This window comes from Limnothrix sp. FACHB-1083 (assembly GCF_014696485.1).
GTDB lineage: Bacteria > Cyanobacteriota > Cyanobacteriia > CACIAM-69d > CACIAM-69d > CACIAM-69d.
Genome location: NZ_JACJQD010000006.1, coordinates 114,905 through 140,823, shown reverse-complemented (window position 1 = coordinate 140,823; position 25,919 = coordinate 114,905). Strand labels below are relative to the sequence as shown.

25 protein-coding genes are annotated in these 25,919 nt (G+C 53.9%); 17 read left to right on the top strand and 8 right to left on the bottom strand.

From position 1 onward, the window contains the following. Positions 1–196: 196 nt before the first annotated feature. The 4 genes from H6F46_RS09775 to H6F46_RS09760 form a co-directional block, all read right to left on the bottom strand. Positions 197–1,018, bottom strand: a complete 822-nt coding sequence (locus tag H6F46_RS09775; RefSeq protein WP_190354615.1) for an MOSC domain-containing protein — start codon at positions 1,016–1,018, stop codon at positions 197–199. Between the two features lie 36 nt (positions 1,019–1,054). Continuing rightward, positions 1,055–1,486, bottom strand: coding sequence for a Fur family transcriptional regulator (locus tag H6F46_RS09770; protein WP_347278305.1), 432 nt, complete (start codon positions 1,484–1,486; stop codon positions 1,055–1,057). A 333-nt stretch (positions 1,487–1,819) separates the two neighbouring features. After that, the gene (locus tag H6F46_RS09765; protein ID WP_190354682.1) at positions 1,820–3,067 is read right to left on the bottom strand and encodes a methionine gamma-lyase family protein; all 1,248 of its coding nucleotides are present in this window, start codon (positions 3,065–3,067) and stop codon (positions 1,820–1,822) included. 49 nt (positions 3,068–3,116) lie between these two features. Then, the gene (locus H6F46_RS09760; protein WP_190354614.1) at positions 3,117–3,377 is read right to left on the bottom strand and encodes a hypothetical protein; all 261 of its coding nucleotides are present in this window, start codon (positions 3,375–3,377) and stop codon (positions 3,117–3,119) included. A gap of 184 nt (positions 3,378–3,561) precedes the next feature. On the opposite strand from H6F46_RS09760, the gene H6F46_RS09755 reads away from it, so the two are divergent. Next, on the top strand, positions 3,562–4,386 hold the full coding sequence (locus tag H6F46_RS09755) for an acyl-CoA desaturase (protein WP_099533726.1): 825 nt from the start codon (positions 3,562–3,564) through the stop codon (positions 4,384–4,386). Positions 4,387–5,136: 750 nt separating this feature from the next. Here the strand turns inward: H6F46_RS09755 and groL are convergent. Continuing rightward, positions 5,137–6,777 carry a chaperonin GroEL gene (groL, locus tag H6F46_RS09750; RefSeq protein WP_099533724.1) on the bottom strand — a complete coding sequence of 547 codons (1,641 nt, stop codon included), beginning with the start codon at positions 6,775–6,777 and terminating at the stop codon, positions 5,137–5,139. Between the two features lie 34 nt (positions 6,778–6,811). On the opposite strand from groL, the gene H6F46_RS09745 reads away from it, so the two are divergent. Continuing rightward, positions 6,812–6,970, top strand: coding sequence for a hypothetical protein (locus H6F46_RS09745; RefSeq protein WP_158234460.1), 159 nt, complete (start codon positions 6,812–6,814; stop codon positions 6,968–6,970). On the opposite strand, the gene groES is transcribed toward H6F46_RS09745, so the two are convergent. Beyond that, complete coding sequence (gene groES / locus H6F46_RS09740) at positions 6,967–7,278, bottom strand: co-chaperone GroES (protein ID WP_099533722.1); 312 nt, start codon at positions 7,276–7,278, stop codon at positions 6,967–6,969. The genes H6F46_RS09745 and groES overlap by 4 nt on opposite strands. Before the next feature lie 326 nt (positions 7,279–7,604). Here groES and H6F46_RS09730 point away from each other — a divergent pair, with 326 nt between their 5' ends. Together H6F46_RS09730 and H6F46_RS09725 are read left to right on the top strand one after the other, a co-directional pair. Beyond that, positions 7,605–8,129 (top strand): ferredoxin, encoded by a 525-nt coding sequence (locus H6F46_RS09730; RefSeq protein WP_242027882.1) that lies wholly within the window; start codon positions 7,605–7,607, stop codon positions 8,127–8,129. A gap of 480 nt (positions 8,130–8,609) precedes the next feature. Further along, on the top strand, positions 8,610–9,257 hold the full coding sequence (locus H6F46_RS09725) for a response regulator transcription factor (RefSeq protein ID WP_099533721.1): 648 nt from the start codon (positions 8,610–8,612) through the stop codon (positions 9,255–9,257). A 316-nt stretch (positions 9,258–9,573) separates the two neighbouring features. Here H6F46_RS09725 and rpe read toward each other — a convergent pair whose 3' ends face one another. Then, complete coding sequence (gene rpe, locus H6F46_RS09720) at positions 9,574–10,272, bottom strand: ribulose-phosphate 3-epimerase (protein WP_099533719.1); 699 nt, start codon at positions 10,270–10,272, stop codon at positions 9,574–9,576. A 280-nt stretch (positions 10,273–10,552) separates the two neighbouring features. Between rpe and H6F46_RS09715 the strand changes: the two genes are divergently transcribed. The 13 genes from H6F46_RS09715 to H6F46_RS09655 all read left to right on the top strand — a co-directional run bounded on the left by H6F46_RS09715 (position 10,553) and on the right by H6F46_RS09655 (position 22,395). Further along, entirely contained in the window at positions 10,553–12,229 is a 1,677-nt protein-coding gene (locus H6F46_RS09715; RefSeq protein ID WP_190354613.1) for a S8 family serine peptidase, read from the top strand. Further along, positions 12,230–12,646, top strand: coding sequence for a hypothetical protein (locus H6F46_RS09710; protein WP_190354612.1), 417 nt, complete (start codon positions 12,230–12,232; stop codon positions 12,644–12,646). It abuts the gene before it with no gap. 273 nt (positions 12,647–12,919) lie between these two features. Next, on the top strand, positions 12,920–15,313 hold the full coding sequence (locus H6F46_RS09705) for a dynamin-like GTPase family protein (RefSeq protein ID WP_190354611.1): 2,394 nt from the start codon (positions 12,920–12,922) through the stop codon (positions 15,311–15,313). Positions 15,314–15,390: 77 nt separating this feature from the next. After that, a complete protein-coding gene (locus tag H6F46_RS09700; RefSeq protein WP_099533710.1) occupies positions 15,391–15,717 on the top strand; it encodes a KGK domain-containing protein in 327 nt (108 codons plus the stop codon). Positions 15,718–15,941: 224 nt separating this feature from the next. Continuing rightward, positions 15,942–16,262, top strand: coding sequence for a KGK domain-containing protein (locus tag H6F46_RS09695; RefSeq protein ID WP_190354610.1), 321 nt, complete (start codon positions 15,942–15,944; stop codon positions 16,260–16,262). A 43-nt stretch (positions 16,263–16,305) separates the two neighbouring features. After that, positions 16,306–16,698 (top strand): KGK domain-containing protein, encoded by a 393-nt coding sequence (locus tag H6F46_RS09690; RefSeq protein WP_190354609.1) that lies wholly within the window; start codon positions 16,306–16,308, stop codon positions 16,696–16,698. Between the two features lie 3 nt (positions 16,699–16,701). After that, positions 16,702–16,938, top strand: coding sequence for an HNH endonuclease (locus tag H6F46_RS09685; RefSeq protein WP_099533703.1), 237 nt, complete (start codon positions 16,702–16,704; stop codon positions 16,936–16,938). Positions 16,939–16,991: 53 nt separating this feature from the next. After that, the gene (locus H6F46_RS09680; RefSeq protein ID WP_099533701.1) at positions 16,992–17,690 is read left to right on the top strand and encodes a response regulator transcription factor; all 699 of its coding nucleotides are present in this window, start codon (positions 16,992–16,994) and stop codon (positions 17,688–17,690) included. Continuing rightward, on the top strand, positions 17,635–19,299 hold the full coding sequence (locus H6F46_RS09675) for a cell wall metabolism sensor histidine kinase WalK (RefSeq protein ID WP_199291487.1): 1,665 nt from the start codon (positions 17,635–17,637) through the stop codon (positions 19,297–19,299). The genes H6F46_RS09680 and H6F46_RS09675 overlap by 56 nt, the downstream gene beginning before the upstream one ends. A gap of 196 nt (positions 19,300–19,495) precedes the next feature. After that, entirely contained in the window at positions 19,496–20,002 is a 507-nt protein-coding gene (locus H6F46_RS09670; protein WP_190354608.1) for a hypothetical protein, read from the top strand. 145 nt (positions 20,003–20,147) lie between these two features. Next, positions 20,148–20,645, top strand: a complete 498-nt coding sequence (locus H6F46_RS09665; RefSeq protein WP_190354607.1) for a DUF4363 domain-containing protein — start codon at positions 20,148–20,150, stop codon at positions 20,643–20,645. Positions 20,646–20,764: 119 nt separating this feature from the next. After that, a complete protein-coding gene (locus H6F46_RS09660) occupies positions 20,765–21,067 on the top strand; it encodes a peptidase (RefSeq protein ID WP_099533749.1) in 303 nt (100 codons plus the stop codon). 53 nt (positions 21,068–21,120) lie between these two features. Further along, complete coding sequence (locus H6F46_RS09655; RefSeq protein WP_190354606.1) at positions 21,121–22,395, top strand: adenylate/guanylate cyclase domain-containing protein; 1,275 nt, start codon at positions 21,121–21,123, stop codon at positions 22,393–22,395. Here H6F46_RS09655 and H6F46_RS09650 read toward each other — a convergent pair. Next, on the bottom strand, positions 22,392–25,769 hold the full coding sequence (locus H6F46_RS09650) for a DNA methyltransferase (RefSeq protein WP_190354605.1): 3,378 nt from the start codon (positions 25,767–25,769) through the stop codon (positions 22,392–22,394). The genes H6F46_RS09655 and H6F46_RS09650 overlap by 4 nt on opposite strands. Between the last annotated feature and the right edge of the window lie 150 nt (positions 25,770–25,919).

Here is a 25,919-nt window from a genome sequence, read left to right as displayed (position 1 = left end):
ATCTATCTTTGCGCTAGATTGCCACTAGTTTTGCTGTTGTTGGGTTTCGTACCTCAACCCAACCTACAAGATCACTTCTGTTTCCCTTATCCTGAACTGACGTTTAAAACTGCTCTACCACGCACTGTCAAGGTGCTCATCAGGCGAGGTAATTGCTATGACTAATTAACTCAATTACCAGTTAATTTAGTTTGATTTAGTCCAATGTGAGCGTTAACCGATCGCCCACTTGCAACATCCTAGATTCTTCGTTGGCAGAGGCAGAATTGGGGTCGATCGCCGGAACTTGGGTATTGATGGCCAATCGGTAGAAGTGATTAAAACGCGATCGCTCGGCCCAAGGTGGCAGGGTGATTTGGCGCTGGGCCATGAAGGTTTTTTGAAATTGAGCCGTGGGTTCGCCGGTTTGGCTGTTTCGGGTGGGGACAATGCAGCGTTGACAGGGATTCGTGCCTAGAAATGGCACTGCGCCAATTTGAAACGGGATCCCGTTGCCAGCGGTGCTGTAGAGCTGTTCTTCCCAAAAAGGCTCCACCTCGTCAATTTCCAGGTTGGTTCGCAGCCGATCGCGCAGTTCCGCGACGGTCAAATCTGGAAACCAACTGGCCACCGCTGCGATCGACCCTGCGCTAATCAAGGTGGGGCCCCAAGCGGCCGGATCATCGGGAAAGCCGGCCTCGTGGTTTTGGGCAATGGTGACCGGTTGCTGAAAATAGTCGCTGAACCAGGTGGCTAATGCTTCCCGATCGCGATCTAAATGGAAGGTGGCGGCGGCTTGAGAGCCTGCTTGTAAGCGCAGGGTGACGAGACGTTGGGCTAGGTCAAAGGTCGATCGAATGTGGTGAATGGCGGCGTTGCGCTTGCCGTTAATGAACTTGCCTTGGGCATCAAGCAGGGCAAATTCCCGATCGCCCACTAAGGATCCAGCCGCCGTCAGGGCGACCCGATCGACCGCGACACCATCCAAGGACTTGATCGGAAACAGGGTGATGCGGGCCAGCCTCGGGTGGGTGGACATGGGGGAGTAGAGGGGTGATCGATGGGGCAACTGGCACTAGCTGGCCTGGGCAGACTGCTGATCGTAGCCATAGAAATCGATCCGATAGTCAGCGATCTTGACCCCCGTTTGGGCCTCGATTTGGGCAATCAGCTCCGGTGGCAGGGTCACATGCACGTCAACAATTCGGCCGCTGTCTAAGCAGTTGATGTGGCTGTGGGGGTCGCTAATGTTGCCGTACAGACGACCATCAGCCCGATCGATACATTCCACAATGCCGTTACGGGCCAAGGCTTCCAGGTTTTGGTAAACCGAGGTGTGGCCAATGTCTTTGCCCCGCCGATTCAGTCGGTCATAAATTTCCCGTGCCGATAGGTGCTCCTGATCGTCCCATAGCAGTTCCAAGATGAAGCGGCGCTGGCGACTGACGCGCATTCCCAGGGTTTGGCAGCGTTCTAGGGCATCATCAAGCGATCGAATGGGTTTCACGGGCGGCTTCTCAGCAGAACGGGTTAGACAACTGGGTTTGAGGGCAGGTTCAGGGACGGGCGAGAGCGCGGACGGTCTCTTGACAGCGGCGGGCCGTTCGATGCCGGGGGTGGCTGTCAGGGGTGTAAACCGCTGGGCGATGGGCGATCGGGGCTGGCGTTGTTGCGAGCCTTTACCACATCAGGGGGCTATCTCATACCCGGACTGATTTGATTTTAGCGCACCTCTTGGAAACAAGGGTTTGGTGCGAATGGAATGCTCCCATGGACTGTCTGGGCGGTTCAGTCGATCGCACTGCTGATTAAACCGCCCATTGAGCCAAATCACTGGTGGTTAAGACTCCAGGGCACTGCCTGCGGGGCCGATCGCCGCCACGGCCGTTTCCAGGGCGATCGCCGCGTGGGTCCAGTGGGTTCCCCCTTGGAAATAGGCCACATAGGGCGCGCGCAAGGGCCCATCGGCCGACAGCTCTGAGGTGCTGCCTTCAATGAAGGTGCCCCCAGCCATCACCACTTGATCCTCATAACCGGGCATCACGGCCGGCACGGGATCCACGTAGGAATCGATTGGGGAAGCCTGTTGCACTGCCCGGCAAAAGGCAATTACCTTTTCGGCACTGCCCAGCTTCAGGGCCTGGATGATGTCGCTTTGGGCTGCGTCCGGAGCCGGATTCACTGGGTAGCCCAGGTTGGCAAACACCCGCGCTGCCAGGTAATTGCACTTGAGCGCTTCTCCCACCATTTGGGGAGCCAAGAACAAACCCTGATAGAGCAGTCGGTGTTGGTCGAAGGCCGCCCCGCCCTCGGAACCAATGCCGGGAGCCGTTAACCGACAGGCCGCTTGCTCCACAAGATCAGCCCGGCCGGCCACATAGCCGCCAGCGGTGACGATCGTGCCGCCGGGGTTTTTGATCAAGGAGCCGGCCATCAGGTCTGCGCCCACGGCGGTCGGTTCGTTGTCTTCCACAAATTCGCCGTAGCAGTTGTCCACAAAGCAAATCGTGTTCGGATTCTGGGCCTTCACGATCGCCACGATCCGGCCAATGTCGGCAACGGAGAGGCTGGGTCGCCAGTCATAGCCACAGGATCGCTGGATCGTGACCATCTTTGTTTCTGGACGGATTGCTTGGGCCAGGGCTTCCCAATCGATCGTCCCGGCCGGAGTCAAATCCAATTCCCGGTAGGTGATCCCAAAATCCATCAGGGATCCCTGACCGCTGCCCCGCTTGCCAATCACCTCTTCGAGGGTGTCGTAGGGTTTGCCGGCCACGGACAGCAGCTCATCGCCGGGCCGCAGCACCCCAAAGAGGGCACAGGCGATCGCGTGGGTTCCCGACACAATTTGCACTCGCACGATCGCGGCTTCGGCCTGGAGGGCCCGGGCCATGACTCGATCGAGCGTGTCCCGACCCAAATCATCGTGGCCATAGCCCGAAACCCCCGCAAAATGGTGGGCCCCCACTCGTTCCGCCCGAAACGCATCCAACACACGCTTCAGCTTGGCCTGCACCGCGCGATCGATTTGCCCGAATCGGGGCCCCAACTCCTCCACCGCTTGTTGCACCACCGCCGCCGCATCCACCGTGACACCGCCCTTGGTGGCCTGATCCATCTGAATCCCCATGACCGAACTAACCCCAAATGGCTTGAATTTTCGTAATTGCGCCCAAAAAATTGCCAAAATTAGGCAAGCTTTCCAAAATACCGCTCCGGTGCTCAATCAAGATCACCAACAACCCAAAATCGAGGGGCAAAGATGCACTGATCAAGGTCAAAACACGACCAGTCTGAGCCGGTCGATCGCCCGTGATCCCCAATGTTTTCAGGGATTCCTGACTTAGACTGGCGTTGATCCCCGGCTTGATCGCGATCGAAAGGTTTCGCGATCCCAAAAATTCCCTAAACCCCCGATCGCGATCAAGCCGCCCCTCTGCGGCTGCTGCCGATTCCTAGATTTCGCAGCGCCAACCCACACCACCGCTGAATTTCGGTCAACCTGGATGCTCAGTCCATTGTGAAGAAATTCAAATAGGAAATGATACGCTGATTTAGCGCATCGATGACATAGGTAATTGAATGACTGCCGCAACGTCCGCACAGAACTTGCGCCCAGACTGGGGCGTAATTATCTTTATGACGGCGATGCACATCGCAGCCGTCGTGGCATTTCTGCCGCAAAACTTTAGCTGGGCAGCCGTTGGCCTGATGATCTTCCTCCACTGGGTGACGGGCGGCCTCGGAATTACCCTTGGGTGGCATCGCCTCGTCACCCACCGCAGTTTCGAGGTTCCCAAGTGGTTGGAGTACTTCTTCGTGTTCTGTGGAACGCTCTCCTGCCAAGGTGGCCCCATTTGGTGGGTTGGTTTGCACCGCCACCACCACCTGCATTCGGACACCGATCCGGATCATCATGATTCGACCAAGGGTTTCCTCTGGAGCCACATCGGTTGGATGATGTACGAAGTGCCCGCCGAAAGCGAAATTCCCCGCTTCACCAAGGATATCGGCGACGATCCTTTCTATAAATTCCTCGATCGCTACTTCCTGCTGCTGCAAATTCCCCTCGCCGCCATTCTGTACCTGATGGGTGGATGGTCGTTTGTGCTCTGGGGCATCTGCGTGCGGATGGTTTCCCTGTGGCATTGCACTTGGCTGGTGAACAGCGCCACCCACAAGTTTGGCTATCGCACCTTTGAAGACTCAGGCGATCGCTCCACCAACTGCTGGTGGGTGGCGCTCCTGACCTACGGCGAAGGCTGGCACAACAACCACCATGCCCATCAATACTCCGCTCGCCATGGTTTGGCTTGGTGGGAAATTGACGCCACTTGGATGACGATCCAACTGTTGCAGTTCTTGGGCTTGGCGAAGAACGTCAAGTTGGTGAAGGCGGAATCGTAACTTGGGGTGAGCGGCCGTTCAGCCCCGATCGCTTGACAACGGTTTGAGGAAAATTCTGATTCAATCCCAGCTTGGCCCAAAAAGCTTCAAAGCTTGATTCAAGAATTGTCTTTAGTCGTTTCAACTCAACGATCTTTAAAACCAGTTGATTAGCCCTCTTTCGCTGTACGGTTGAAAATCCCTACCATTCAATTGCAAATGGATCGACGGGTTGGCTCAGTTCTGTCTTGAGCAACTTAAAGTTTCTGAATCTCCCAAATTTCCGGAATATCTTGCATATCTCGGTTGTTTGGAGCTGATGAATGCTCTGAGCCGTTCTTGAGAATTCAACCCGCGATTAAGCTTTCAGTCTTAAAGCAGTACCCATGGGAGTGCTGCTTTTTTGTTGCCCATGAATTGGGTTGATGGGCTGTTTTGTTCATGGGTCCACCATCAAAGGAACTCAACCAGCCGCCATGAGATCGCCGGAGATCAATAGCGCCGAAGATCAATAGCGCTGGTTTCCCACTGCCCAATTGAAAAGAAGGGGCTGGGGCATGAGGGTTTCTTGCGGATTTGTGCAAAAGATCCAGCGAAGCCAACCCATTCGGAATCACCGTTCATGCAAAATCGGCTGGAAACTAACTGCCTGTGGCATAGCTCCCAACCGATTTACTTTTGAGTTTGCCTGGGCGATGGAGGGATCGTTACCCTTACAAGTTGGGTAACGATTCCCTGAACCATGCCCGGGACAAGGATTGTGGGCGAGACTTAGTAGTCGAAGTCGCCGCCGCCCATGCCAGCGCCAGCACCAGCAGCTTCCTTCGGTTCGGGCTTGTCAACCACAATGCACTCGGTGGTCAGCACCATCGCCGCGATCGAGGCAGCGTTTTGCAGGGCCGAGCGGGTCACCTTGGCGGGGTCAACGATCCCAGCTTCAAACATGTCTACGTATTCGCCGCTCGAAGCGTTGTAGCCCACGTTGAAGTCTTTTTCCATCACGCGCTCAGCGATCACCGCGCCGTTTTGACCGGCGTTTTCAGCAATCCGCTTCAGGGGAGCCGTCAGGGCACGAGCCACGATCAGTGCGCCGGTTAGCTCTTCGTCCTTCAGGTTGGCGTTTGCCCAATCGGTCAGACTAGGAGCCAGGTGTGCCAGGGTTGTACCACCACCGGGCACGATGCCTTCTTCAACGGCCGCCTTGGTGGCGTTGATCGCATCTTCCAGACGCAGCTTGCGATCCTTCATTTCGGTTTCGGTGGCCGCGCCAACCTTCACCACTGCCACACCGCCAGCCAGCTTGGCCAGACGCTCTTGCAGTTTTTCCTTGTCGTAGGAAGATTCAGTTTCTTCCATTTGACGGCGGATTTGCTCGCAACGGGCCTTCACTTCGGCTTCGTTGCCATCGGCCACGATCGTGGTGGTGTCCTTGGTGATCGTGATCCGGCGGGCTTGACCCAGTTGCTCCAGCTTGGTGCTGTCGATCTTCAAGCCAGCATCTTCGGTGATCAGTTGACCGCCGGTCAGGATGGCGATGTCTTCCAGCATGGCCTTACGGCGATCGCCAAAGCCAGGAGCCTTCACGGCCGCCACGTTCAGCACGCCGCGCAGACGGTTCACCACCAAGGTAGCCAGGGCTTCCTTCTCGATGTCTTCAGCGATGATCAGCAGGGGCTTGCCAGCGCGAGCGGCTTGCTCCAGGATCGGCACCAGGTCTTGCACCAGGGTGATTTTCTTGTCGGTCAGCAGGATGAAGGGGTTATCCAACACTGCTTCCATCCGCTCGGTGTCGGTGGCGAAGTAGGGCGAGATATAACCCTTGTCAAAGCGCATCCCTTCGGTAACTTCCAGCTCAGTCGTCATCGACTTGCCTTCTTCCAGGGAGATCACGCCTTCTTTGCCCACTTTGCTCATGGCATCGGCGATCATTTGGCCAACTTCTTCGTCGTTGCCGGCGGAGATGGCTGCCACTTGCGAGATGGCTTTGGAGTCGTTTTCGGGCACTTGGCGAGCGTGGGCCTTGATTTGATCCACCAGGTAAGCGACGGCCTTTTCAGTACCGCGCTTCAGGGTGATGGCGTTGGCACCGGCGGCCACGTTGCGCAGACCTTCTTTAACGATCGCGTGGGCCAACACGGTGGCGGTGGTGGTTCCGTCGCCCGCTGCATCGTTGGTTTTGGAAGCGGCTTGGCGAATCAGGGCCACGCCGGTGTTTTCCACGTGATCTTCCAGTTCAATTTCTTTGGCGATCGTCACACCATCGTTGATGATTTGAGGTGCGCCAAATTTCTTTTCGAGCACGACGTTGCGACCCTTGGGACCCAGGGTGACGGCCACGGCTTCCGCCAGGATGTCCATACCGCGCTCAAGGGCACGACGGGCGTTTTCGTTGTAGATAATCTTCTTAGCCATGATCTGCCTGTTGGAGGTTGAAGAATGAGGAGTTTTGCGAAACCCAGGATTGGGCTGGTTAGTCCGGTTTGACGATGGCTGGTTTGGCGATCGGCTTAACCGGGGCGATCGAGCCGAGGAACCGTCAACCCTTGAAGAGCAGCCCTTAAAGAGCAGCGGTCGATCGGGACGGCTCGGGCCATGGCTTAATTAGCCAACAACCGCCAGGATGTCTTTTTCAGAGAGCAGGACGTAATCTTCGCCGCCCAGCTTGATATCCGTGCCAGCGTACTTGGAGTAGAGAACTTTGTTACCAGTGCTGACTTCGGGAGCTTGGCGGCTACCATCATCGTTGCGCTTGCCAGGGCCCACAGCGACGACTTCGCCAACTTGGGGCTTTTCTTTGGCGTTATCGGGCAGGAGAATACCGCCAGCGGTCTTTTCTTCAGCGGCGGCGACTTTGACCAATACGCGATCGCCCAAAGGAGTCACGGTCGATACGCTCAACGATACGGCTGCCATACAGAATCTGTCTCCAGAGGTTTGAAGTGAAAAGCTAGACCAATGGTGAAGCGGATAGGCGAAAGGCTGAAAACCCATGGTTACGCAGTGCTAACTGCGCGGTGCTGACAGGGTGTCTGTCGCAGCCTGACCAACGGCTTTTAGCACTCTCTCCATCCGAGTGCTAATTTACTGGAGACCATGGGGCCTGACAACAGACCCCTCTGTACGGGTTTCCGAACTGGCAACCAGGGCGTAACTTGGAAAGATCTCGATCGCCCCGCCCAGTACGTCACCCGCCGCCCGGCACACCTTGCCAACCACCCTCAGCCCCACTGCATTGCCCCATGGCAACCCCATTGCACTCTTCCCTTGCGAACCCAGAGGCCGATCGACCCGATCTCGATCCCGATGCCTCAACCCCTTGCCCTGCCGAGGCCCAAACCAATTCCCCCACCGAGGAGGCCCGATCGCTCCTGCCCGTGGTGCGGACATTGGGAATCGATCGCATCGAACGCCACGTTTTCATTTGTGCCGACCAAACCAAACCCCTTTGCTGCCCCAAGGATGCCAGCCTGGAATCCTGGGACTATCTGAAGCGCCGATTGCGAGAACTGGGTCTTGACGGAACCGGCCCAGGCAACCCCTCAGGTTCAGAATTTTCCCCATCCTCCGTGGTTTTTCGGACAAAAGCGAACTGTTTGCGGGTTTGCACGGAAGGGCCAATCCTGCTGGTTTATCCCGAAGGCGTGTGGTACCGACGCGCCACTCCAGCCGCGATTGAGCAGATCATTCAGGAACATCTCATTGGTGGGCGTGTTGTGCAGTCCTTGGCTTTCTTTGAGCGATCTTTGCCCCAAATGGCTCCCTGAGCGGCGGAACTGGGCAGCCGTTGCACTCGGGAATCAGGACTGCCTAGCGAAATTACTGGTAGCACTCAACACCAGCATTGCCCTAAACTAGGAGGCAGGTTAAAAAAATACCCATCAATCCTGTCCGTAGCTGGTTAACTTGTCCAGCCGTGGTTGGTTTTTCGGATTTCCTGCCCGTGGCCCAACGACCACGACCCTAAGTTCATCCTAGTCGTATGATTGCGGCGCATTCCTGCGGCGGATTGCGACAAAGTTTTGGTGAAATGTTGGTGAAATGGCAGTGAAGTGGTTGTGAACAATTGCGGTGAATTTAATTTCCCCCTTAAATTCCCGAACCGTAGGCTATGCAGTTCCTTGGGCTATGCAGCTCCTTGAGCAGCTCATTCAACGGGACTGAAATTAACCTGAGTGATTAAAAAGGTAGACGATCGCACTCGATCGTGCTAACTTCCGCTCTTCCTAAAGATCTTTTCGCTTCCTATGAGAAGAAGCAATCTTGGTATTCAAAAACGAATCTTACTCATCGATGACGATCCAAATCTGATTTTGCTCGTCAAAGATTATTTGGAATTTCACGGATATGTGGTGATTCCGGCGAGCAACGGTCGCGAGGCCCTGGAACAGCTTGAGCAAGATTTGCCGGATATGATCATCTGCGATGTGATGATGCCGGAAATGGATGGCTACAGCTTGGTGAAATCCGTGCGTCAAGACCCGCGAACGAACTGGATTCCGGTGCTGTTGCTGTCGGCAAAGGGTCAAAGCCAGGATCGAATTAAGGGGCTGACCACGGGGGCCGATATCTACATGACCAAGCCCTTTGAACCGGAAGAATTGGTGGCCCAAGTTGAGTCTTCCTTAAAACAGGCTTCCCGGTTAATTCGTTACCAAGCCAAGGGAGATCGATCGCCCAAATTCAAAGTGCCAAAAGACGTGGAACTGACCCCCACGGAGTCGCGGGTGGTGCAGCTAGTGGCGCGGGGCATGGCGAATCGGGAAATTGCTGAATTGATGAGTGTCAGCCAACGCACGATCGAAAGTCACGTTAGCAATATGTTAGGCAAAACGGGACTCAGCAACCGCACAGAACTGGCACGCTGGGCGATCGAAACTCGAATGGCGTTATAACCAAAAACTTAAGGAAAACACTAAGCAAAAAAATAGATCAGCGATAGACAAAATGCTTAAGCAAAAAATAAGTGAACAGCTTAAGCCAACAACTCAAAAGCAAAACCTCAAACAGAAAATCAAACAAAAAATCAAACGAAACCTTAATAAAAAAAGATGAGCGATCGCCTGAATTGGCTAAAATCGCTCATCGCAATTGATATTGATTGAGTGGTGAGTGATGGTCTAGCTACAGCAATCTTGATTGATGGCTTTGGGCGGGCGGTCAATCTGCAATGATCGAATAGTCGCCAGCCCGTTGGCCACCCGAAAAATCCTAGACCGCAGCCAACTCGCGAGTGGCGGGGTTCTTGCTGTTGCGGATCCCTTCGATCGCGGTGGCATAATCCGGCGCATTGAACACCGCCGAACCGGCCACGATCGCGTTTGCACCCGCTTCGAGCACTTGCCAGGTGTTGTCCACCTTCAGGCCGCCATCCACCTCAATCCAAGGATCGAGACCGCGCTCATCGCACATTTGACGCAGCTTGCGAATCTTCGGCAACACACCGGGGATGAACTTCTGGCCGCCAAAACCGGGGTTGACGCTCATGATCAACACCAGGTCGCACAGTTCCAGCGTGTATTCAATCAATTCCAGCGGGGTCGAAGGATTCAACACCACACCAGCCTTGGCACCGGCTTCCTTGATTTGGGCGAGGGTGCGGTGCAGGTGGGGCGAGGCGTTGTGCTCCGCGTGAACCGTGATGTGGTCAGCGCCGGCCTTGGCGAACGCATCCACATATTTTTCCGGCTCGACGATCATCAGGTGGACATCGAGGGGCTTTTGGGTGTGAGGACGCACGGCTTCAACGATCAGCGGGCCGATCGTGATGTTCGGCACGAAGCGACCATCCATGACATCAACGTGGATCCAATCAGCACCGGCAGCATCTACGGCCCGAATTTCTTCACCCAGGCGGCTGAAATCGGCGGATAGAATGGAAGGGGCGACGACGATGGGCTTTTGGCTCATGGTGGGTGCGTCCTCTGGGGGCGGGCAAGGGTAGAAATTGTATTTGTTTTAACAGAATATGAACAATATTTGTTAAAACTTGCAGGTTTTTCAGGGTTTCTTGACGAGCGATCGCGCTACAACCCAAACAGCATCCCCGATCTATCCACGATCAAGACAGGATCAGGATCTGTTCGCCCAAGATTTGCCCAAGATTCGTCCAAAATTCGCCCAAAATCCGTTCGTCGCCTTAATTGAGCCAGCAATTTGGTCAGCTTTCATCAGCTATCAGTGAGGAGTTATGGGTCGATCGCGCCATTTGTTTTCCCTCCGATTCGATCGCCTCGGCCAAGCCCTGATTCGGACTGGGCGCTTGGTGTTGTTAGGGGCGATCGGCTGCTCGATCGCCACGACCGCCAGCGCCACTTTGCCCACCGTGTTGTTGCCGCTGTCCACGGGGCCCGATGGCATCGATTCCGATCGACTGCACCAAGCGCCCTACAACATCACCGGCCGCAAAATTGGCATTGGCCAAGTGGAAATTGGTCGGCCCGGTCGTTTTGGCTACGACAAAGCGGTGGGGAACGCGGATGACTTTCGAACTGCGGGCCTGTTCGTTTTGGAAGAGCGGCCAGGGCCCGATGAATATGTGGACGGCCATGCCCACAGTGTGGCGGGGGTGATGATTGGGCGATCGGGGAAATTGGCGCGGGGCGTGGCTCCTGGGGCCATGCTCTATTCCGCAGCCACGGGCCCATCCGAAGGCAATGGCCAAATTGGGGAATGTTTAGCTAGCCAGTCCGTGGCCCTGCAAAACCATGGCGATGTGCGAGCCATTAACTTCAGCTTTGGCGAACCTCTCAGTCAGGATCAGCGACTGAACGCCATGTTGGATGGCAATTCCCTGCTCACCCTTTGTGTGGATTGGTCGGCGCGGGCCCATGAAGTGCTGTATCTCATTGCGGGCAATCAGGGCGATGGGGGCATTTCAATTCCCACGGACACCTTTAACGGCATCAATGTGGCCTTTACCCGGCGGTTTCGGGGGCAGTTTTCCAAGTTGGATTTTGCCAACCTGGGGAACGTGGTCACGGGGGTTGGTCGGCATTTGGTGGGCTTCGAAAGCAATGCGGGGTTGCGGCGGTCGATCGGGCTGGTGGCTCCGGGGGCCGATGTGGGGCTGTATGAACTGAGCGGCCAGGTGATCTATGCCAGCGGCACGAGTTTTGCCACCCCCCATGTCACCGCCACCGTGGCCCTGCTTCAGGAATGGGCCGAGCGGCAAATTGCCGGAAAGCAAGCCCGTTGGAGCAAAGATGCCCGTCGCCACCAGGTGATGAAAGCGGTGCTGATGAATTCCGCAGACAAGGCCAAGGACGCGGGAGATGGCAACCGGTTGGGCATGACCCGGGATGTGTGGCGCGAAGACGAGAAAACCTGGCTCGATTCCGATGCCGCCAGCGATCCGACGATTCCGCTCGATGAACAAATTGGTGCGGGTCAACTGAACGCCTACCGGGCCTATCAACAGTTTGCACCGGGTCAATGGCAGCCGGGCGAGGCTGTGCCCTTGGTGGGCTGGGCGTTCCAGTCCTTGGCCCTGAAGGATGACCAACCGGCCGTTCACGACTACCCGATCGCCCAACCGCTCCAGGGCGGCAGCTTTGCGGCCTTGACCCTCACTTGGAGCCGCCATGTGGAATTGCTCGATCGCAACAACAACGGCCGGTTCGATCGGGGTGAAGGTTTTGTGAACAAAGGTCTGAGCGATTTTGATCTGTACCTGATTCCGGAAGGGGAAACCGTGGCCATCACCACTAACCCCTGTCGATCGATCAGCTCCGTGGACAGCGTGGAGCATGTGTTTTGTGAAGTGCCCAAAACCGGCCGCTACCGGGTGCGCGTGGCCCTGAAGGAGGCGGCTGTGGGTCAAAGTGATGAGTATGCCCTCGCTTGGTGGACGAAGGGAGCCAACTAGATGCACCAGCCGCCCGAGGATGTGCCGCCCCTGATCGATCGCACCGAGTTGGGGGTGCGCGATCGGGATCTCGACCCGATCGGCTCCCGGCTGCGGCTGTATCTCTACTACGCGCCGATCGCCGGTTGGTTGCCGGCCTTGCTGGCCCTGCGGCGATCGGGTTTGGATGAGCGGGAATTTGTGGCGGCCAAGCGATCGGTGCAGTTGGCGATCGGCTGGGCGATCGGCCTGGCCGTGGGCAGCACGGTCAGCGAACAGCTCGCTAACCCCAGCCTCAGTTTTTTGTTGCTGCAAAGCGCCTGGACAAGCACCTATTGCCTAATTTGTGTGGGGCTGATGGTGTCCGTGTGGCGGCGGCGCTCCTGGGCGATCGGGCCGGGCCGCGGGCGATCGGGCGATCGGCCGGATTCTGACTGAGATCGATTGGGTTGATGTGCAAAAAACGGTAGCCCAACTTCTGCCAACTTGACGATTTTTCGTACCTCTCAACCTGATGCAGCCACTTAAAGTTTAGGATGTTAATTAAGGTTCACAAAAACCGTATTGTGCGACCCCATAATGGGATAAGTATTGTTTTGCGCTATCCTAATCTCAGCCACTTGTAAGAACAAAGGCTCACTCAAGCAGCAGCCTTTGTTCTCGCCAGTATTCTCTGAATCTTTAAACCGATCTCAATTGGTTGGAAATCCCATGGCTCAATTGGATAGCAATCAGATCGCAGCTTGTCAGAATCTCCAGGAATCCGTTGAAGCCATTGTGCATCTGGTTGAGCAGGAGTCCACACTCCAAAATCAAGATATTACGTCAGTTCATACGTCTCTGCGTAAGGCGATCGCCCCGACCTTTGAAGTGGCCTTTGTGGGGGCTTTCAGCGCTGGCAAATCAATGCTAATTAATGCCCTATTGGGTCGGGAATTGCTCTATAGCGCTGAAGGCCATGCCACCGGAATTGAATGCTACATCGCCTATGCACCAAGCGATCGGGAACGGGTTGTATTGACCTTTGCTAGTGCGGCTGAAGTTCATGAAGAAGTGCAAGTCCTGCTGGAGCGGCTAGGGGTGTCTTCGGCAATTGATTTGAGCCGAGAAGAGACCGTTTCAACGATTCTCACCGCCTGCGAAAAAATGATCGAAAAAGAAGGCGGCGAGTCCAAATCTGAGCGGGCTAAACAAGCAAAAGCTCTCAAGTTGCTGATTGAAGGCTGGTGGACTAATCGCGATCGCATCCATCCCACCAGTAATGCTACCTACTCAATGGAGCAATTTAATTTTACCAACCTCAAAGATGCAGCAGCCTATGCTCGCCGGGGCAGCAATAGTGCTGTGCTCAAACGGGTGGAATATTACTGCTGTCATCCTTTGTTGGAAGATGGTAACGTCCTGGTTGATTTGCCAGGAATTGATGCCCCGATCAAAAAGGATGCTGCCCTCACCTATAGCAAAATTAGCAATGAAGACACATCGGCTGTGGTTGCAGTGCTGAAACCAGCCGCAGCGGGTGACATGACGAAAGAGGAAACCGAACTCCTGGAAGCGATGCGCAGCAATTCAGGCATTCGCGATCGGGTCTTTTTCGTCTTCAATCGTATTGATGAAACTTGGTACAACGTTCAACTGCGGCAACGCCTAGAGTCCCTGATTTCCAGTCAGTTTCGAGATGGACAGCGGCTCTATAAAACCAGTGGGCTGCTGGGGTTCTATGGCAGCCAGCTCCGAGAAACCAGCGCGGGCGATCGCTTCGGCCTCGACAGCATTTTTGCCAGCAGCATCAAAAGTGCAGAAATTGCCGAAGAAACACCGCAGTTTGTTTATGAATTCAATCGCTATTGCTCCAGTTCTGGCAAATTACCGGCCAATCGTTTTCGGATCTCGGTTAATAACTATGAAAGCCAAAACGAAAACTATGTTCGAATTTTGAGCGAATATGGTTCACCCCTGGTGGATCAACTGATTCATGACAGCGGCATTGAAGTATTTCGAGAGGGCATCACGCGCTATTTAACGGAAGAAAAGCGACCGCAACTCTTCTCGACTTTGGCCAATGATTTACAGCCCCTTTGCGTGGCCCTGCGTCGGTTGTATAGCGATCGCTACCGAGAACTCGATAGCCAGCCCACGGAACTCGAAGGCATTAAAAGCAATCGGCTCGATCGACTCAACACCGATCTGAAGCGCCTAGCCGAAAATTTTGCAGATCATTTAAAGCGTGAAGTTAACGAGATTGTCACCAATCAATGTGTCAGCTTTGAAGATGATTTCCGCAATTTGCAAGTGCGGATGCAAGGACGGATGGGAGAGCTGCTGAACGGATTTTCCGTTAAGCAAGCTTATCAGCGGGCCACTTTGGCTCACCCGCGCAATTCAACTGCCCCCTTACTGGCAATTCTGGTTGAGGCTTTCTATTACTTAGCCAATGAACTCGAAGAAGTGCTAACTGCGGAAATTGAGCGGGTAATTCGGCGGCTCTTTTCATTGTTGATGGATCGAATTCGCCATCAAGATTATTATCGGGAGCTATGCCGATTGGTGGGAGATGATGCGGGGCTAGAAGATCGATTGAAGGCGATCGAACAATCCGTGCAATTAGCCCTTCGCAGCGAGGCGAGCACTGAGTGCGATCGCTATGTGCGCGAAAGTCCCGATTTCTATCAAGAAGGCTCGGTTTCGCTCTATCAGTTTCGGGAAGTGTTGCGCCAAACTTCTGTGGGCTATGACTTTTTGCCGATGGTGGAAGCAGAACCCGCCATTCGCCAATTGTTAGAACTCGACTTTTCCCCCAAGGTCAAACGCACCGTGACGAGCACCTTTCGCCAAGCGGTGAGCCAGACTCTGAAGTCGCAACTGTTGCCCGTGGCGGTGGAATACGAAGAGGTGATTTTGCAGCAATACACGATCGCCCGTAACCACCTAGAAAAAACGATCGAGAAGGAAGCCCAAGAACAACTGGAGCAACTGGCTGAACAAAAGTCTGCTTTGCAGGAGCAAATTGCGACTTATAACCAGGCAGTGGAGGCGATCGATGCTTGTTTGCAATCCATGGGGTGCGATCGCTACCAACTCCCGATCGTTGAGTTGGTAACCTAGCCCCAACCGTGTTTGGTAACAAGGGGCTTGAGCATCTTGTCTAGTGACAGAAACCAAGATTTTTGAGGTGTTTACGTATGACTGAGCCAATTGTTTATCGTCTTGATGCCGAGGATGTTATTCGATCGGATGATGGAAACTTGCCCTTTGTGGAAATTTCGACTTGCTTGGCTACGGATATGACTGCCAACTTGGAAGAAACCTACGATGAGGACTTAGAAAAGGCTGCTTTTTCGGATGGTTTTCCCTGTAGGGTTTTGCGTCCTGGTCAAAAACAATGGCTGTCAGGGAAGGTGCGTTTCTTTCTGGAAATTGAGCTTGATCCAGATCAAGAAGAAGAGATTACTAACCCCGAAGGATCCAACTCGACGTTGGATGAGCTACGTAAGCTGGCTGGGGAATAGGGTAGAAGTAGCCTGTAGGGTGGGCATTGCCCACCTATAGACCGTGCCGAAGAAATCTGGTCATGTTTTGGGAACAAGCAATTATTGAGGATAAATGTTGTCTTTGTTAAATAATAGTGGTGGGCATTGCCCACCCTACCAGCTACTTGACGTTGGCTGAGCTACGTAAGCTGGCTGGGGAATAGGGTAGAAGTAGAACTGTAATCTTCAAGAGGTTATTCATCATGGATTTTTCTAAAATGCAAGAACTTTTGCCCAACGAAGTGGTCACGATGGAGTATGGCTACTATATCAATAATCGTCCCACTAGCCAGATCTCAGAAATTCAAAAAATTATCAATGATCGCCTTGGTGGAGATCTTAGAATTTTGTTCTCAGAAGAAGGACTGAAATGCCAAGTTTTAAGACTAGGCGCACCACAATGGAAATCTGGACGACTGCGACTAACATTGCTTTTTGAGCCAGATGAACCAGACGAAGTAGAGTCCTTGACTGGCAACCCTGATCAGCCTCTAGATGAAATTCGTAGATTGGCTGATGGATAAAGTTGATCCGGAGTCTTATCCTTAGTCAGGACTTGTTAAAACCATGCCCCAGGAATTTACATCTCTCAAACCACATGAAGTGATCTCATGCGAAATGAGATATCAGATTGGCTTAAAAACTCCAACTTCCACGGTTGAAGAATTTCTACAGGCTATTGCCAATGCACTGCAACACTATTCCGGCTATAACATATCCACCATTGAGTGGAATTCAAACCGTCGTTTATGGTTTTCTATAGAAGGGATTAAGGGAGAAGCTTTAAGGTTTGGAGCAAAGGGTTGGCAGTCGGGGCGGTTGAGATTGTCGATCGAGTTTTGTCCTGATGAACCGGAGCCAGAACCAGAACCAGAAACGCCAGAATTGCCCTTATTAGAAGCCAGCATTGAACCGGCTGATTCTCCATTAGATGAAATTCGGCGATTGGCAGAGGAATAGGAAATGGCTAAAACTCCCCGCATCAAAATTGATCCAGCCGTTCGACAATTTGTACTCGATCGCGACAATCACCAATGCCAAAGTTGCGGCAGCCGCGATCGCCTAGAAATTGACCACATCAAATCCCTCGCCGCTGGTGGCTCCAACGACATTAGTAACTTGCAAACCCTTTGTCGCAGTTGCAATGCCCGCAAGCGCGATCGCTTCGATTCGCGGTTCGATCGCCGGTTTAATTGGTAATAATCGCCCTATTGCAATCACGGCGATCGGGCCCAGAGGATTGATCACAGGTCATGCGGATTTTGCTTGTGGAGGATGACGATCGGATCTTGCAGCCCCTGGCCGAAGCCCTGCGCGATCGCCACTACACCGTAGACCTGGCCAGCGATGGGCGATCGGGGCTGGAGTTGGCCCAATCCCTGGACTATGACCTGCTGATTTTGGATTGGATGTTGCCCCAACTCAGCGGGGTGGAACTCTGTCGGCAACTGCGAGCCGCTGGGCAAACCGTGCCGATCGTGCTGCTGACCGGGCGAGACACCAGCCGCGACAAGGTGGATGGTCTCGATGCGGGGGCCGATGATTATGTGGTGAAGCCCTTTGATTTGTCGGAATTTTTGGCGCGGGTGCGGGCCCTGTTGCGGCGGGGAACCGTGGCCACCAATCCGGTGCTGAGTTGGGGGGCGTTGGCGCTGGATCCGCGATCGTGCGAAGTCACCTACCGCCACCAGCCGATCGCCCTGTCACCGAAGGAATATGCCCTGTTGGAATTGTTCTTGCGCCATCCGGGCCGCACGTTCGATCGCGCCAGCATCCTCGATAACCTGTGGAATTTTGACGAGCCACCCACCGAAGAAGCGATCACCGCCCACATCCGCCGCCTGCGCCAAAAACTGACCGAAGCAGGCGCACCCAAAACAGCAATCGAAACGCGCTATGGCATGGGCTACCGACTTCATCCACAACTGCCGGAACTGGACGCGGGTTCTTAAGCGATCGCGCCCTGGAACTGCCCTGGCGGCCACCGAAGCCGCCCAGTTTCGGGCCTTGCGGCGGCGGTTGTTGCTGTCGTTTCTGGCGGTGATGACGACGGTGGTGGGGCTGGGGTCGATCGTGGCGATCGAGTTTTTGATCTATAGCCTCTATCAGCAGGTCGATCGACAGCTTTTGGTGTTGGCTCAAGCGGCCGGTCACAGTTTGGAAGCGATCGAGGAAGCCCACGAAGAGCAATTTGACGACGACGGCGACGAGGACGATCGGCAGCAAGAAAAAGAGCAAGCAAAGCAGGAAAGAAAAGCCAAAAAAGAGCAAGCAAAGCAAGCGAAAAAAGAACGAGCAAGAGAGCAAGAATCAGACGATGAGGACGACGATAAGGATGAAGATCAGGACAAAAATCAAGCGAATCAAAATCAGGCAAGAACCCTCAATACCGATCGCCCCAATGCTGCCAACTTTTTAGACGATCGCTTCTTTGAAGAACGAGAAGAATTGCGGCCACGCCTGGATAACGATGGAGATTTGGATATTCCCTGGCAGAGTTTGCAACAACCGGATCAGGGGGTGGAGTGGTTTGATGCGCGGGGCAAGTTGTTGGCTCGCCAAGGTCGGATCTTTCCTGCCTGGCCCCTGGCCCCGATCGCTCATCCCCAAGGGGCGATCGCTCAAGATCAACAACTCCGCACTCTGACCACGCCGTTCTATGACGGGGAAAAGCAGCCCCCCAAACTCCGGGGCTATGTGCGGGTGACGGAATCGATCGACCCGATCAACAACGCCATCCAGCAATTGGGAACGGGCCTGGCGATCGGCTCGGGCCTGGCGATCGGGCTGAGTACGATCGGGGGTCTGTGGCTGACGCGGCAATCCTTGCGGCCGATTGAAGCCAGCTTTCGGAAACTGCGGCAGTTCACCGCTGATGCCTCCCATGAGTTGCGCGGGCCACTGACGGCCATTCGCACCTCCGTGGAAGTGATGCAATCCCATCCCGAGCGGATTGACCCGGCCGATGTGGCCAAGTTGGCGGCAATTCACAACGCCACCGGTCAAATGACCCAACTGGTGGAAGACCTGTTGCTGTTGGCACGCCAGGACACCCCCGGAGCCGCTGCCCACCCACGCCAATCGATCGACCTGCCCGAATTGCTGGAATCTTTGATCGAAACCTACGCGGATCGGGCCGCCGTGCAGCAACTGGAGCTGACCGGTGAGCTGGCCCCCGCCGTTGTGTTGGGCGAGCCGCTGTTGCTGTGGCGGCTGTTTGGCAACCTACTGGATAACGCCCTCAAATACACGCCAGCGGGCGGCTGGGTGCGGGTGGTGATTCTCCCGGTCGGGCGCGATCGGCAAGTGCGGGTCGAAATTCACGACACGGGCATCGGCATCGCCCCGGCAGATTTGCCCCAAGTGTTCGATCGACTCTGGCGGGCCGATCGGGTGCGATCGCACCGGGAAGGCGGTTCGGGGCTGGGCCTGTCGATCGCCCAGGCGATCGCCCGATCGCACCAGGGCCAAATCACTGTCCGCAGCCAACTGAACCAAGGCAGTTGCTTCACTGTCACCTTGCCGGTTGTTGCACCGAGCAGCAAAGTCTCCACCCTGTGAGTGGATGCCTGAAACGGGTTTCCCGCAAAAGTCGATCGCCGTTGTGTGACCCCAGTGGACAGATTTTCAAGCGGTCGCTGGATGGTTGATCGTCATTTTTTTGTCATTTTTTCTACCTAGCCTGAAAGGGGCAATGCTTCAGCAACTTCCGCCCCCTAATCAGGTTGGTTGTCCTTGAAATTTCTTGAGCATGGTGATGAATAACCTCAAACAACTACAGTTTTTTGCCGTTGGTGCGCTCACAACCTTGATGGTTTTGCCAGAAGCGGCCCTGGCTCGATCGCTGGCGGAATCTTCCCTGGAGCAACGGCAATCTTTCCAGAATTCAGCCATGGGTCAGCGGCCGGCTGAGCGCTTAATCAGCGGGATCGATCGAGCCAAAGATGGTGACGATGACGACTGGGATGATGACGATGATGATGACCCCATCATTCGCATTTCGGGCCGGGTGATTCGCTTTGGCGAGCGGGACGAAAACGAGTGGATTGTGGAAGCCAATGGCCGGCGATATCGCGTGGATGCGGGGCCGCGTTGGTGGCGCAATTTACCTGTTTCCGTGGGCGATCAGCTCACCGTTGAAGGCGAGTTGGATGATGGCGAATTGGATGCATTTTGGGTGCAATTGGCCAACGGAGAAACGGTGCAATTGCGAGGGCGATCGGGCCCGCCGCCTTGGGCGGGTGGTCGCCGTCGATCGCGCTAATAACCTTTTTCAAGAGAGACCCACAATCCCAACTCTGTGGCTGTCATGAGTTTGTCGTTTTTGTTGGTTACGGTTTAGGTAATCGCTGAAAACGCGAGTTTTGCAATCCCGATCGCCCAGCCGCTACCTCTCTTGGAGAATGTTCATGTCCTTGCTTCCCTTGGCTCGCTCATCTTCTGCACCGGCAAGAGTCCTGACCCGGGGACGTTTGGCCCTGGCCTTGGTCGCCGCCCTCAGCATTGTGACCAGCGCCGGTTGCAGTTCCCAAACCGCTGCCAACCCTGCGGCCAGCCCCGCCGAGTCGGCCGCCGCTAGCCCCGTTGCCAGCCCCGTTGAACCGGCCGCCAGCCCTGCCCCTAGTCCGGCGGCCGGCGGTGACCTCAGCGCATTGACCGCCGTGGTGACCAAAACCCGGGCGGCGGTGGAAGCGGGAGACGCAGCCAAGGCCAAAACGGAATTTGAGCAATTTGAAGCCGCTTGGAAACCCGTTGAAGATGGGATTAAGGAAAAAAATCCCAAGGCCTATGAGGCGATCGAGGAAGCGATGGACGGTGTGAGCGGGCAACTGGGCGGCAATTTGGATAAAGCCAAAGCCCTGACGGCTCTGAGCAGTTTGGAAGGGGCGATCGGGCAGGCGAAATAGGGCAAAATCAGGCAATTTCCTTGATTCTGATTGCTGGTGTTGTTGTTTGCGGATCAAGCCTGAACCGATCGCGTGATTTGCCAGGTTCAGGCAACTTGTTTCTAGAGGCTCGATCGCCCATGTTCAAAAATTTCCAAACATTCCAGAAATACCAACGCAAATATCATCGGTTTCTGGCTCCCATTTTGCTGTTGCCCCTGATCTTGACGGTGATTACGGGCATGTTGGCTACCTTGGTGGAAGAATGGCATCTGCCCGGAATTAAACGCAGCCTCTTAATGGATATTCACACGGGTGAAATTTTCCATCTGGAAGCGATTTATCCCCTCTTGGATGGGTTGGGTTTGTTGGCTTTAATCCTGACGGGTATCTCGATGTTGGGATGGTTTAAACCAAAGCGCAGCCCAAAGCCGTTGGAATAGGCTAAGGGATCGTCGGGTTGCTTCTTGATGTCAGCACCCATCACCCGAAATTTATGACCGATCGCTCTCCTCAACAGATTCCTAGCCTCAATCTAGATCACCTGCTGAATCGTCGATTTCACGGCACACCCTGGCAAGCTTTCTGGCAGGAATTTTTGGGCAACAGTGGCCATTTCCTGATTCTGAAAATTTTGTCTGATATCGCCAAAGACGGCTGGTATGCCTCCATCAATGACATTGCAGATTGGTCTTTGATTGGGGCTTTTACTGTGCAATCTTGGTTTCTCAGCCAACGAAAAATTCATCCATTCTGGGGCAACTTAATTGGCCCTAGTTGCTACACGTTGGTTGATTTGCCGTTGGATGGTTGGGAATTTTTTGAAAATCCCAGTCATTGGATGCTTTGGGGGTTTTGCTCGTTGGTGGCCATTGCCCAGGGACTCAGGTTGGCCTGGAAGCCTGCTATCACTCGATATCTATTGCCTCTGGAAAGCATTGCCCGCACGGTGATGGTGTGGGTTGCCTATTTGATTACGACGGCGGCGTTGCACCAAGAGCCGGTGACGTTGACCTATATTCAAATCTTTTTTACGGGCGCAAGCCACGAATTTCTATTTTCAGCGCTGGTGTTTTTGGGGGTGTTGTTGGGGTTGCAATCGCTGCAACTGGCTCAGCAACAGCAACAAACTCAGGAAACTGCGGCCATTTTGCGCAATTTGGCCCAATGGGGCATGGGCAATCATGTGGTGACTTCAGCGATCGCCAATCCGTCGGCGCTGACCTTTCAGCGGGTGGAACGGGCGATCGTGTTTATGGATATTCGGGGGTTCACGACTTGGTGTGAGGCGGCGCGGCCGGAGCGGGTGGCGCAGGTGCTGAATTGTTACTACCAAGTGGTGGAACCGGTGGCGACGGTGCATCGGCCGCTGCGGGTCACGTTCACGGCGGATGAGGTGATGGTGATTTATGCAGATTTGCCCCAGGCGATGCGAGCGGCGGTGGCCATGCAGCGGGCGGCGCGATCGGTGCTGTCGGCGGAAGGGTTGGGAGCGGGCTGCGGATTACACTACGGCCCGGTGGTGGAGGGGCTGTTTGGTAGTGACGGGGTGCGCACTTACACGGCGATCGGGGACACGGTGAACACGGCCAAGCGGATTGAGGGAGCTACGCCTGCCCACCAACTCTACCTATCGGATGCGGCCTATCAACAACTCCCGATCGAACTACAAATTCACTGCCAAGCATTGCCGTCGATTCAGGCGAAGGGCAAGCGTGTTCCGGTGGCGTTGTGGCACTGGCAGGGCCGCTTGGCTGATTTTGAGGGTTAATTAGGCGGGGCGATGGGCATTCGGGGCGGTGCTGTTTTCCACATCAATTCGATTTCTTCGGGAGTGAGTTGATAGGCTTGGTTCACCAAGTCCGAAAGCCGCTGTTCTCGTCGCAAAATTTCTGCATTGCGCTGTTGAATTGGGGTTGCATAATCGCTATAGGCAAGGTCAATTGATTTAACTTGCTTGGGGCCGATCGCGGTTCCTTTGGGGCAGCGTTTTTTCAGTTCGGCACGAAATTCGTCGAGGCTGAGTTGGGCAAAGTTGGCTAACTTCTGGCCGGGTTTTTCGATGTTGAATTCAAAGGCAAGCCAGCCCATTACGTCGCGGGTTGCTTCTTGGTTGGCTTGGGTGAGTTCGATCAATTCGCTGACCAAATCTTCGGCTTCTCGGCGGATCGGTTCGGTGGGCGGGGCGATCGGTAATTGCTCAAATAAATAGCCCATTGGACTAATTGCATTGGATAGCATCCGTGTAAAATTGCGATGGCTGTAAGACCAAATCAAAGGAGAACCTAAAGCTCCAAGTAAATATCGATCTTCAGAAGGAAGAAAAAACGTTTTGTCATTTCCAAAAATTCCAGAACTATCTAAGGCATAATTTGGCAAAGTTTGAATGACTTGATAGATGATCTTAGTGGAATCAAATAGATGATAATAGTTTGCCCCATATCTACTTAAGCAATACCAAGGAAATCGATTTTGCTGAACTTCTGGTCGCTGTTTTAATGACTTTTCATATTGTCTCAGCCAATTGAGCAATGATGGATAATCATTAATTGGAAAATCCCAGCTAATGAATAATAAATGCCTCTCTGATCCGGGTGAATGCCATCGTTTAATGTCTTGACCGCGCAAGTAAGGCTTAATGAATTCAGCGCACTTAGGATCTGCACTGATCAGGCTTTGGCGCGTTTGATTGTCAATTAAAAAAGCTTGATTTAAACCCGTTACAATCCCGCGATAGGGTTTGGTTCCTGCAAAGTCAACGAGGGGAACGCCGACACTGCGGATTTTTTGCATCAGTGCATCGACCTGCGGATTTTCCAGACTCCAGGCCGCTTCAGACAAGCGCGATCGGGGGATTTCATAGCCCTCCCGCTCCACAAATTGCGCCAAATTGAGGCCCTCTAGCTGCTCCCGAGGAACCGCACAAACCAGCACCATTTGAGACTCATTCTGTACCCCAGATCCTAACAAGGGGCTTAAGTCCCTTGCTGCCAACGAGTCCGGTGCTTGAGTAGTTAACGATCCCGACGCATCGGCATCTGGCAAATTTAGAGCAGCTTTTTGCAACACGATAATGCAAGGAAACGTGTCCGCATCGCGAAAAATTGGTGCATGGCCAAAATCGATAATTTGTTCAAAAATGGTTTGTTCTGCAAAGAACTTGCGTAACGGTTCGCCATAGCCCGATCGCAACCATTTGTTGGTGACAATGTAAGACAACATCCCACCCGGTTTCAGCAGCTTTACCCCGCGTTCATAGAAATAAACATAGAGATCCGCCACCCCGTCATAACAGGCATAATGGGTTTGCAAATAGGGCTTAAAGGGCGATAGCAACTCCTGGCGCACATAGGGCGGATTGCCCAACACCACATCAAAGCCCCCATCCGCCATCACTTCTGGAAATGCCCTTTCCCAATCAAACGCTCTGGGATCAACTGCCCGATCGGCAACAATTGAATTGCCTGCTTTGATGTTGTCATCCAAATTGGTGAGCGCTTGCCCCTTTTCCGCCGTTTGCAACCATAGGGAAAGCTTGGTAATTTCGACCGACTCGGAAGACAAATCAACCCCATAAAGGTTTTGATTGAGAATTGCTTTGTTCAGGTCAAAAATTTCCCGAATGCCGCCTTGTAAGTTGGCAATTTCCGTGTTGATTTTTTCGTATTGCCGCGCCAAAAAGTTAAAGGCCGCAATTAAAAAAGCGCCCGATCCACAGGCCGGATCCAAAACGCGAATGGTTTTGAGTTCTTCGCGCCAAGCTTTCAAATAAGCCAGTTCGGCTGCTTGTCGTTGCTTGGTGTTGCGTTCAGGAATGGCATCTAACTGAAGCCGATCGCGCAGCAATGCCGATCGCTTGGATAAATAGCCGCCTAAGGCTGTTTCCACCATGTATTGCGTCACCCAAGTTGGGGTGTAAAAAACACCTTGGGTTTTGCGTTTTCCTTGCTTGACGTTGTAGGTTTCACCGGCCGCCAGCGATCGCAATTCCTCCAGATCCGTGACCGATTGCTCAAAAATTCGCCCCAGAACATCAACTGAAACTTCTGTGTCAAAGTCATAGGCCGTCAGGTTTTTAAGCCTGGTGCAAAGCCAATCGGGAACCTCAATCTCTTGATCAACGATCGGATCAAGCTTAAAAAGACCGCCGTTGTAGCCCGAGATGGGGGGCTGATCGTTGCCTTGGTCAACCCACCGAAAAATGGCTTTGAACCGCTGCCAAATGCTCGATCGGTTGTAAGGGTCATGAAAATCATGGGCCTCTTTGAGGCATTTGGCTGGCAATAGCTTTCGATCTTCGCAAAAGGCAATGAACAGGATTCGATCGAGAACTTTTTGGGCCGCTTCAATAAACTCCGCCTGTCGATCGCTCCAATCTTTGCTATACCGACCCTTAAAAAACTGCACCAACTGTTGGCGCACATCTTTGTAGTCTTGGTAGAGCTTTTCGGTGATCGCTTCTTCGGCTTCGTTGGACTCTGCCAACAACTCATCCAGCCGCGAGCGATCGCCTTCATGGGCGCTGGCGGGCAAAAAGTTTTCCCGACAAAGCAGAAAATAAAAGCGCTTGAATGCTTCCAAATCTGCTAAATCTTCTAAGAAAAATTGCTCACAGCAAGCGGGTGTTTTGTTGGTGTGATAAAGCCGCAATTCGCGATAGTTGGAAACAATTACCCAGCGACAACCCATGGTGTAGTTGGCATAGCGCCAGCCCTGTTCCACCGGGGATTCTTGTCCTTTGTGGCGTGTGTCGAGATCGGTTTTGGTTCCTTTCAGTTCAATGGGGGCCACCACACGGCCGGTGAGCTTTTGTTTGCCGCCGGAACCCGTAACCGCAGAAAACAGCCCGATCGCCCCATCCGCAAAGCCGCCACCGCCATCGATATGCTTTTCGGCGTGCAATTCCCAATGTTGTCCTTGGCCACCCACAATGCTGCGATAGCCCAAGGCATCCCGGAAAATATCGCCCAGGAAATCGCCATGCAAAGAGGTTTCTTTGACGGCTTTTAAAGAGTTGCTTTTGAGCACTGTTGCCCAATTTTTAACGGGAGCATGGCGCGCCTCCAAATCTGCTGGAAATTCAAACGCTTTGAGGGCAGTTTGTAGGGTTTTGCCATGAAACAAAGCGGGAAAGGTGACGCGCACAACTCAAACTCCTAACTCCAACGGGCCAGAACAACCCTTTGTTCTAACCTATGACTAACTTTAGCTCACTTGAACGAAAGAACTGAAGCGAAAAACCTGAGCTGAGTTGCACCACAGCCTTTACTGAAAATAATTGGCACGCCATATCGC

Bases quoted from the DNA above. Each gene is read 5' to 3' on its own strand.
- H6F46_RS09700 (WP_099533710.1), top strand. From the start codon at position 15,391: ATGACTGAGCCAATTGTTTATCGTCTTGATGCCGAGGATGTTATTCGA.
- H6F46_RS09685 (WP_099533703.1), top strand. From the start codon at position 16,702: ATGGCTAAAACTCCCCGCATCAAAATTGATCCAGCCGTTCGACAATTT.
- groES (WP_099533722.1), bottom strand. From the start codon at position 7,278: ATGGCAGCCGTATCGTTGAGCGTATCGACCGTGACTCCTTTGGGCGAT.
- H6F46_RS09775 (WP_190354615.1), bottom strand. From the start codon at position 1,018: ATGTCCACCCACCCGAGGCTGGCCCGCATCACCCTGTTTCCGATCAAG.
- H6F46_RS09715 (WP_190354613.1), top strand. From the start codon at position 10,553: ATGGGTCGATCGCGCCATTTGTTTTCCCTCCGATTCGATCGCCTCGGC.
- H6F46_RS09725 (WP_099533721.1), top strand. From the start codon at position 8,610: ATGAGAAGAAGCAATCTTGGTATTCAAAAACGAATCTTACTCATCGAT.
- H6F46_RS09695 (WP_190354610.1), top strand. From the start codon at position 15,942: ATGGATTTTTCTAAAATGCAAGAACTTTTGCCCAACGAAGTGGTCACG.
- H6F46_RS09670 (WP_190354608.1), top strand. From the start codon at position 19,496: ATGAATAACCTCAAACAACTACAGTTTTTTGCCGTTGGTGCGCTCACA.
- H6F46_RS09730 (WP_242027882.1), top strand. From the start codon at position 7,605: ATGGCAACCCCATTGCACTCTTCCCTTGCGAACCCAGAGGCCGATCGA.
- H6F46_RS09705 (WP_190354611.1), top strand. From the start codon at position 12,920: ATGGCTCAATTGGATAGCAATCAGATCGCAGCTTGTCAGAATCTCCAG.
- H6F46_RS09690 (WP_190354609.1), top strand. From the start codon at position 16,306: ATGCCCCAGGAATTTACATCTCTCAAACCACATGAAGTGATCTCATGC.
- groL (WP_099533724.1), bottom strand. From the start codon at position 6,777: ATGGCTAAGAAGATTATCTACAACGAAAACGCCCGTCGTGCCCTTGAG.
- H6F46_RS09710 (WP_190354612.1), top strand. From the start codon at position 12,230: ATGCACCAGCCGCCCGAGGATGTGCCGCCCCTGATCGATCGCACCGAG.
- H6F46_RS09665 (WP_190354607.1), top strand. From the start codon at position 20,148: ATGTCCTTGCTTCCCTTGGCTCGCTCATCTTCTGCACCGGCAAGAGTC.
- H6F46_RS09755 (WP_099533726.1), top strand. From the start codon at position 3,562: ATGACTGCCGCAACGTCCGCACAGAACTTGCGCCCAGACTGGGGCGTA.
- H6F46_RS09680 (WP_099533701.1), top strand. From the start codon at position 16,992: ATGCGGATTTTGCTTGTGGAGGATGACGATCGGATCTTGCAGCCCCTG.
- H6F46_RS09655 (WP_190354606.1), top strand. From the start codon at position 21,121: ATGACCGATCGCTCTCCTCAACAGATTCCTAGCCTCAATCTAGATCAC.
- rpe (WP_099533719.1), bottom strand. From the start codon at position 10,272: ATGAGCCAAAAGCCCATCGTCGTCGCCCCTTCCATTCTATCCGCCGAT.
- H6F46_RS09675 (WP_199291487.1), top strand. From the start codon at position 17,635: ATGGCATGGGCTACCGACTTCATCCACAACTGCCGGAACTGGACGCGG.
- H6F46_RS09660 (WP_099533749.1), top strand. From the start codon at position 20,765: ATGTTCAAAAATTTCCAAACATTCCAGAAATACCAACGCAAATATCAT.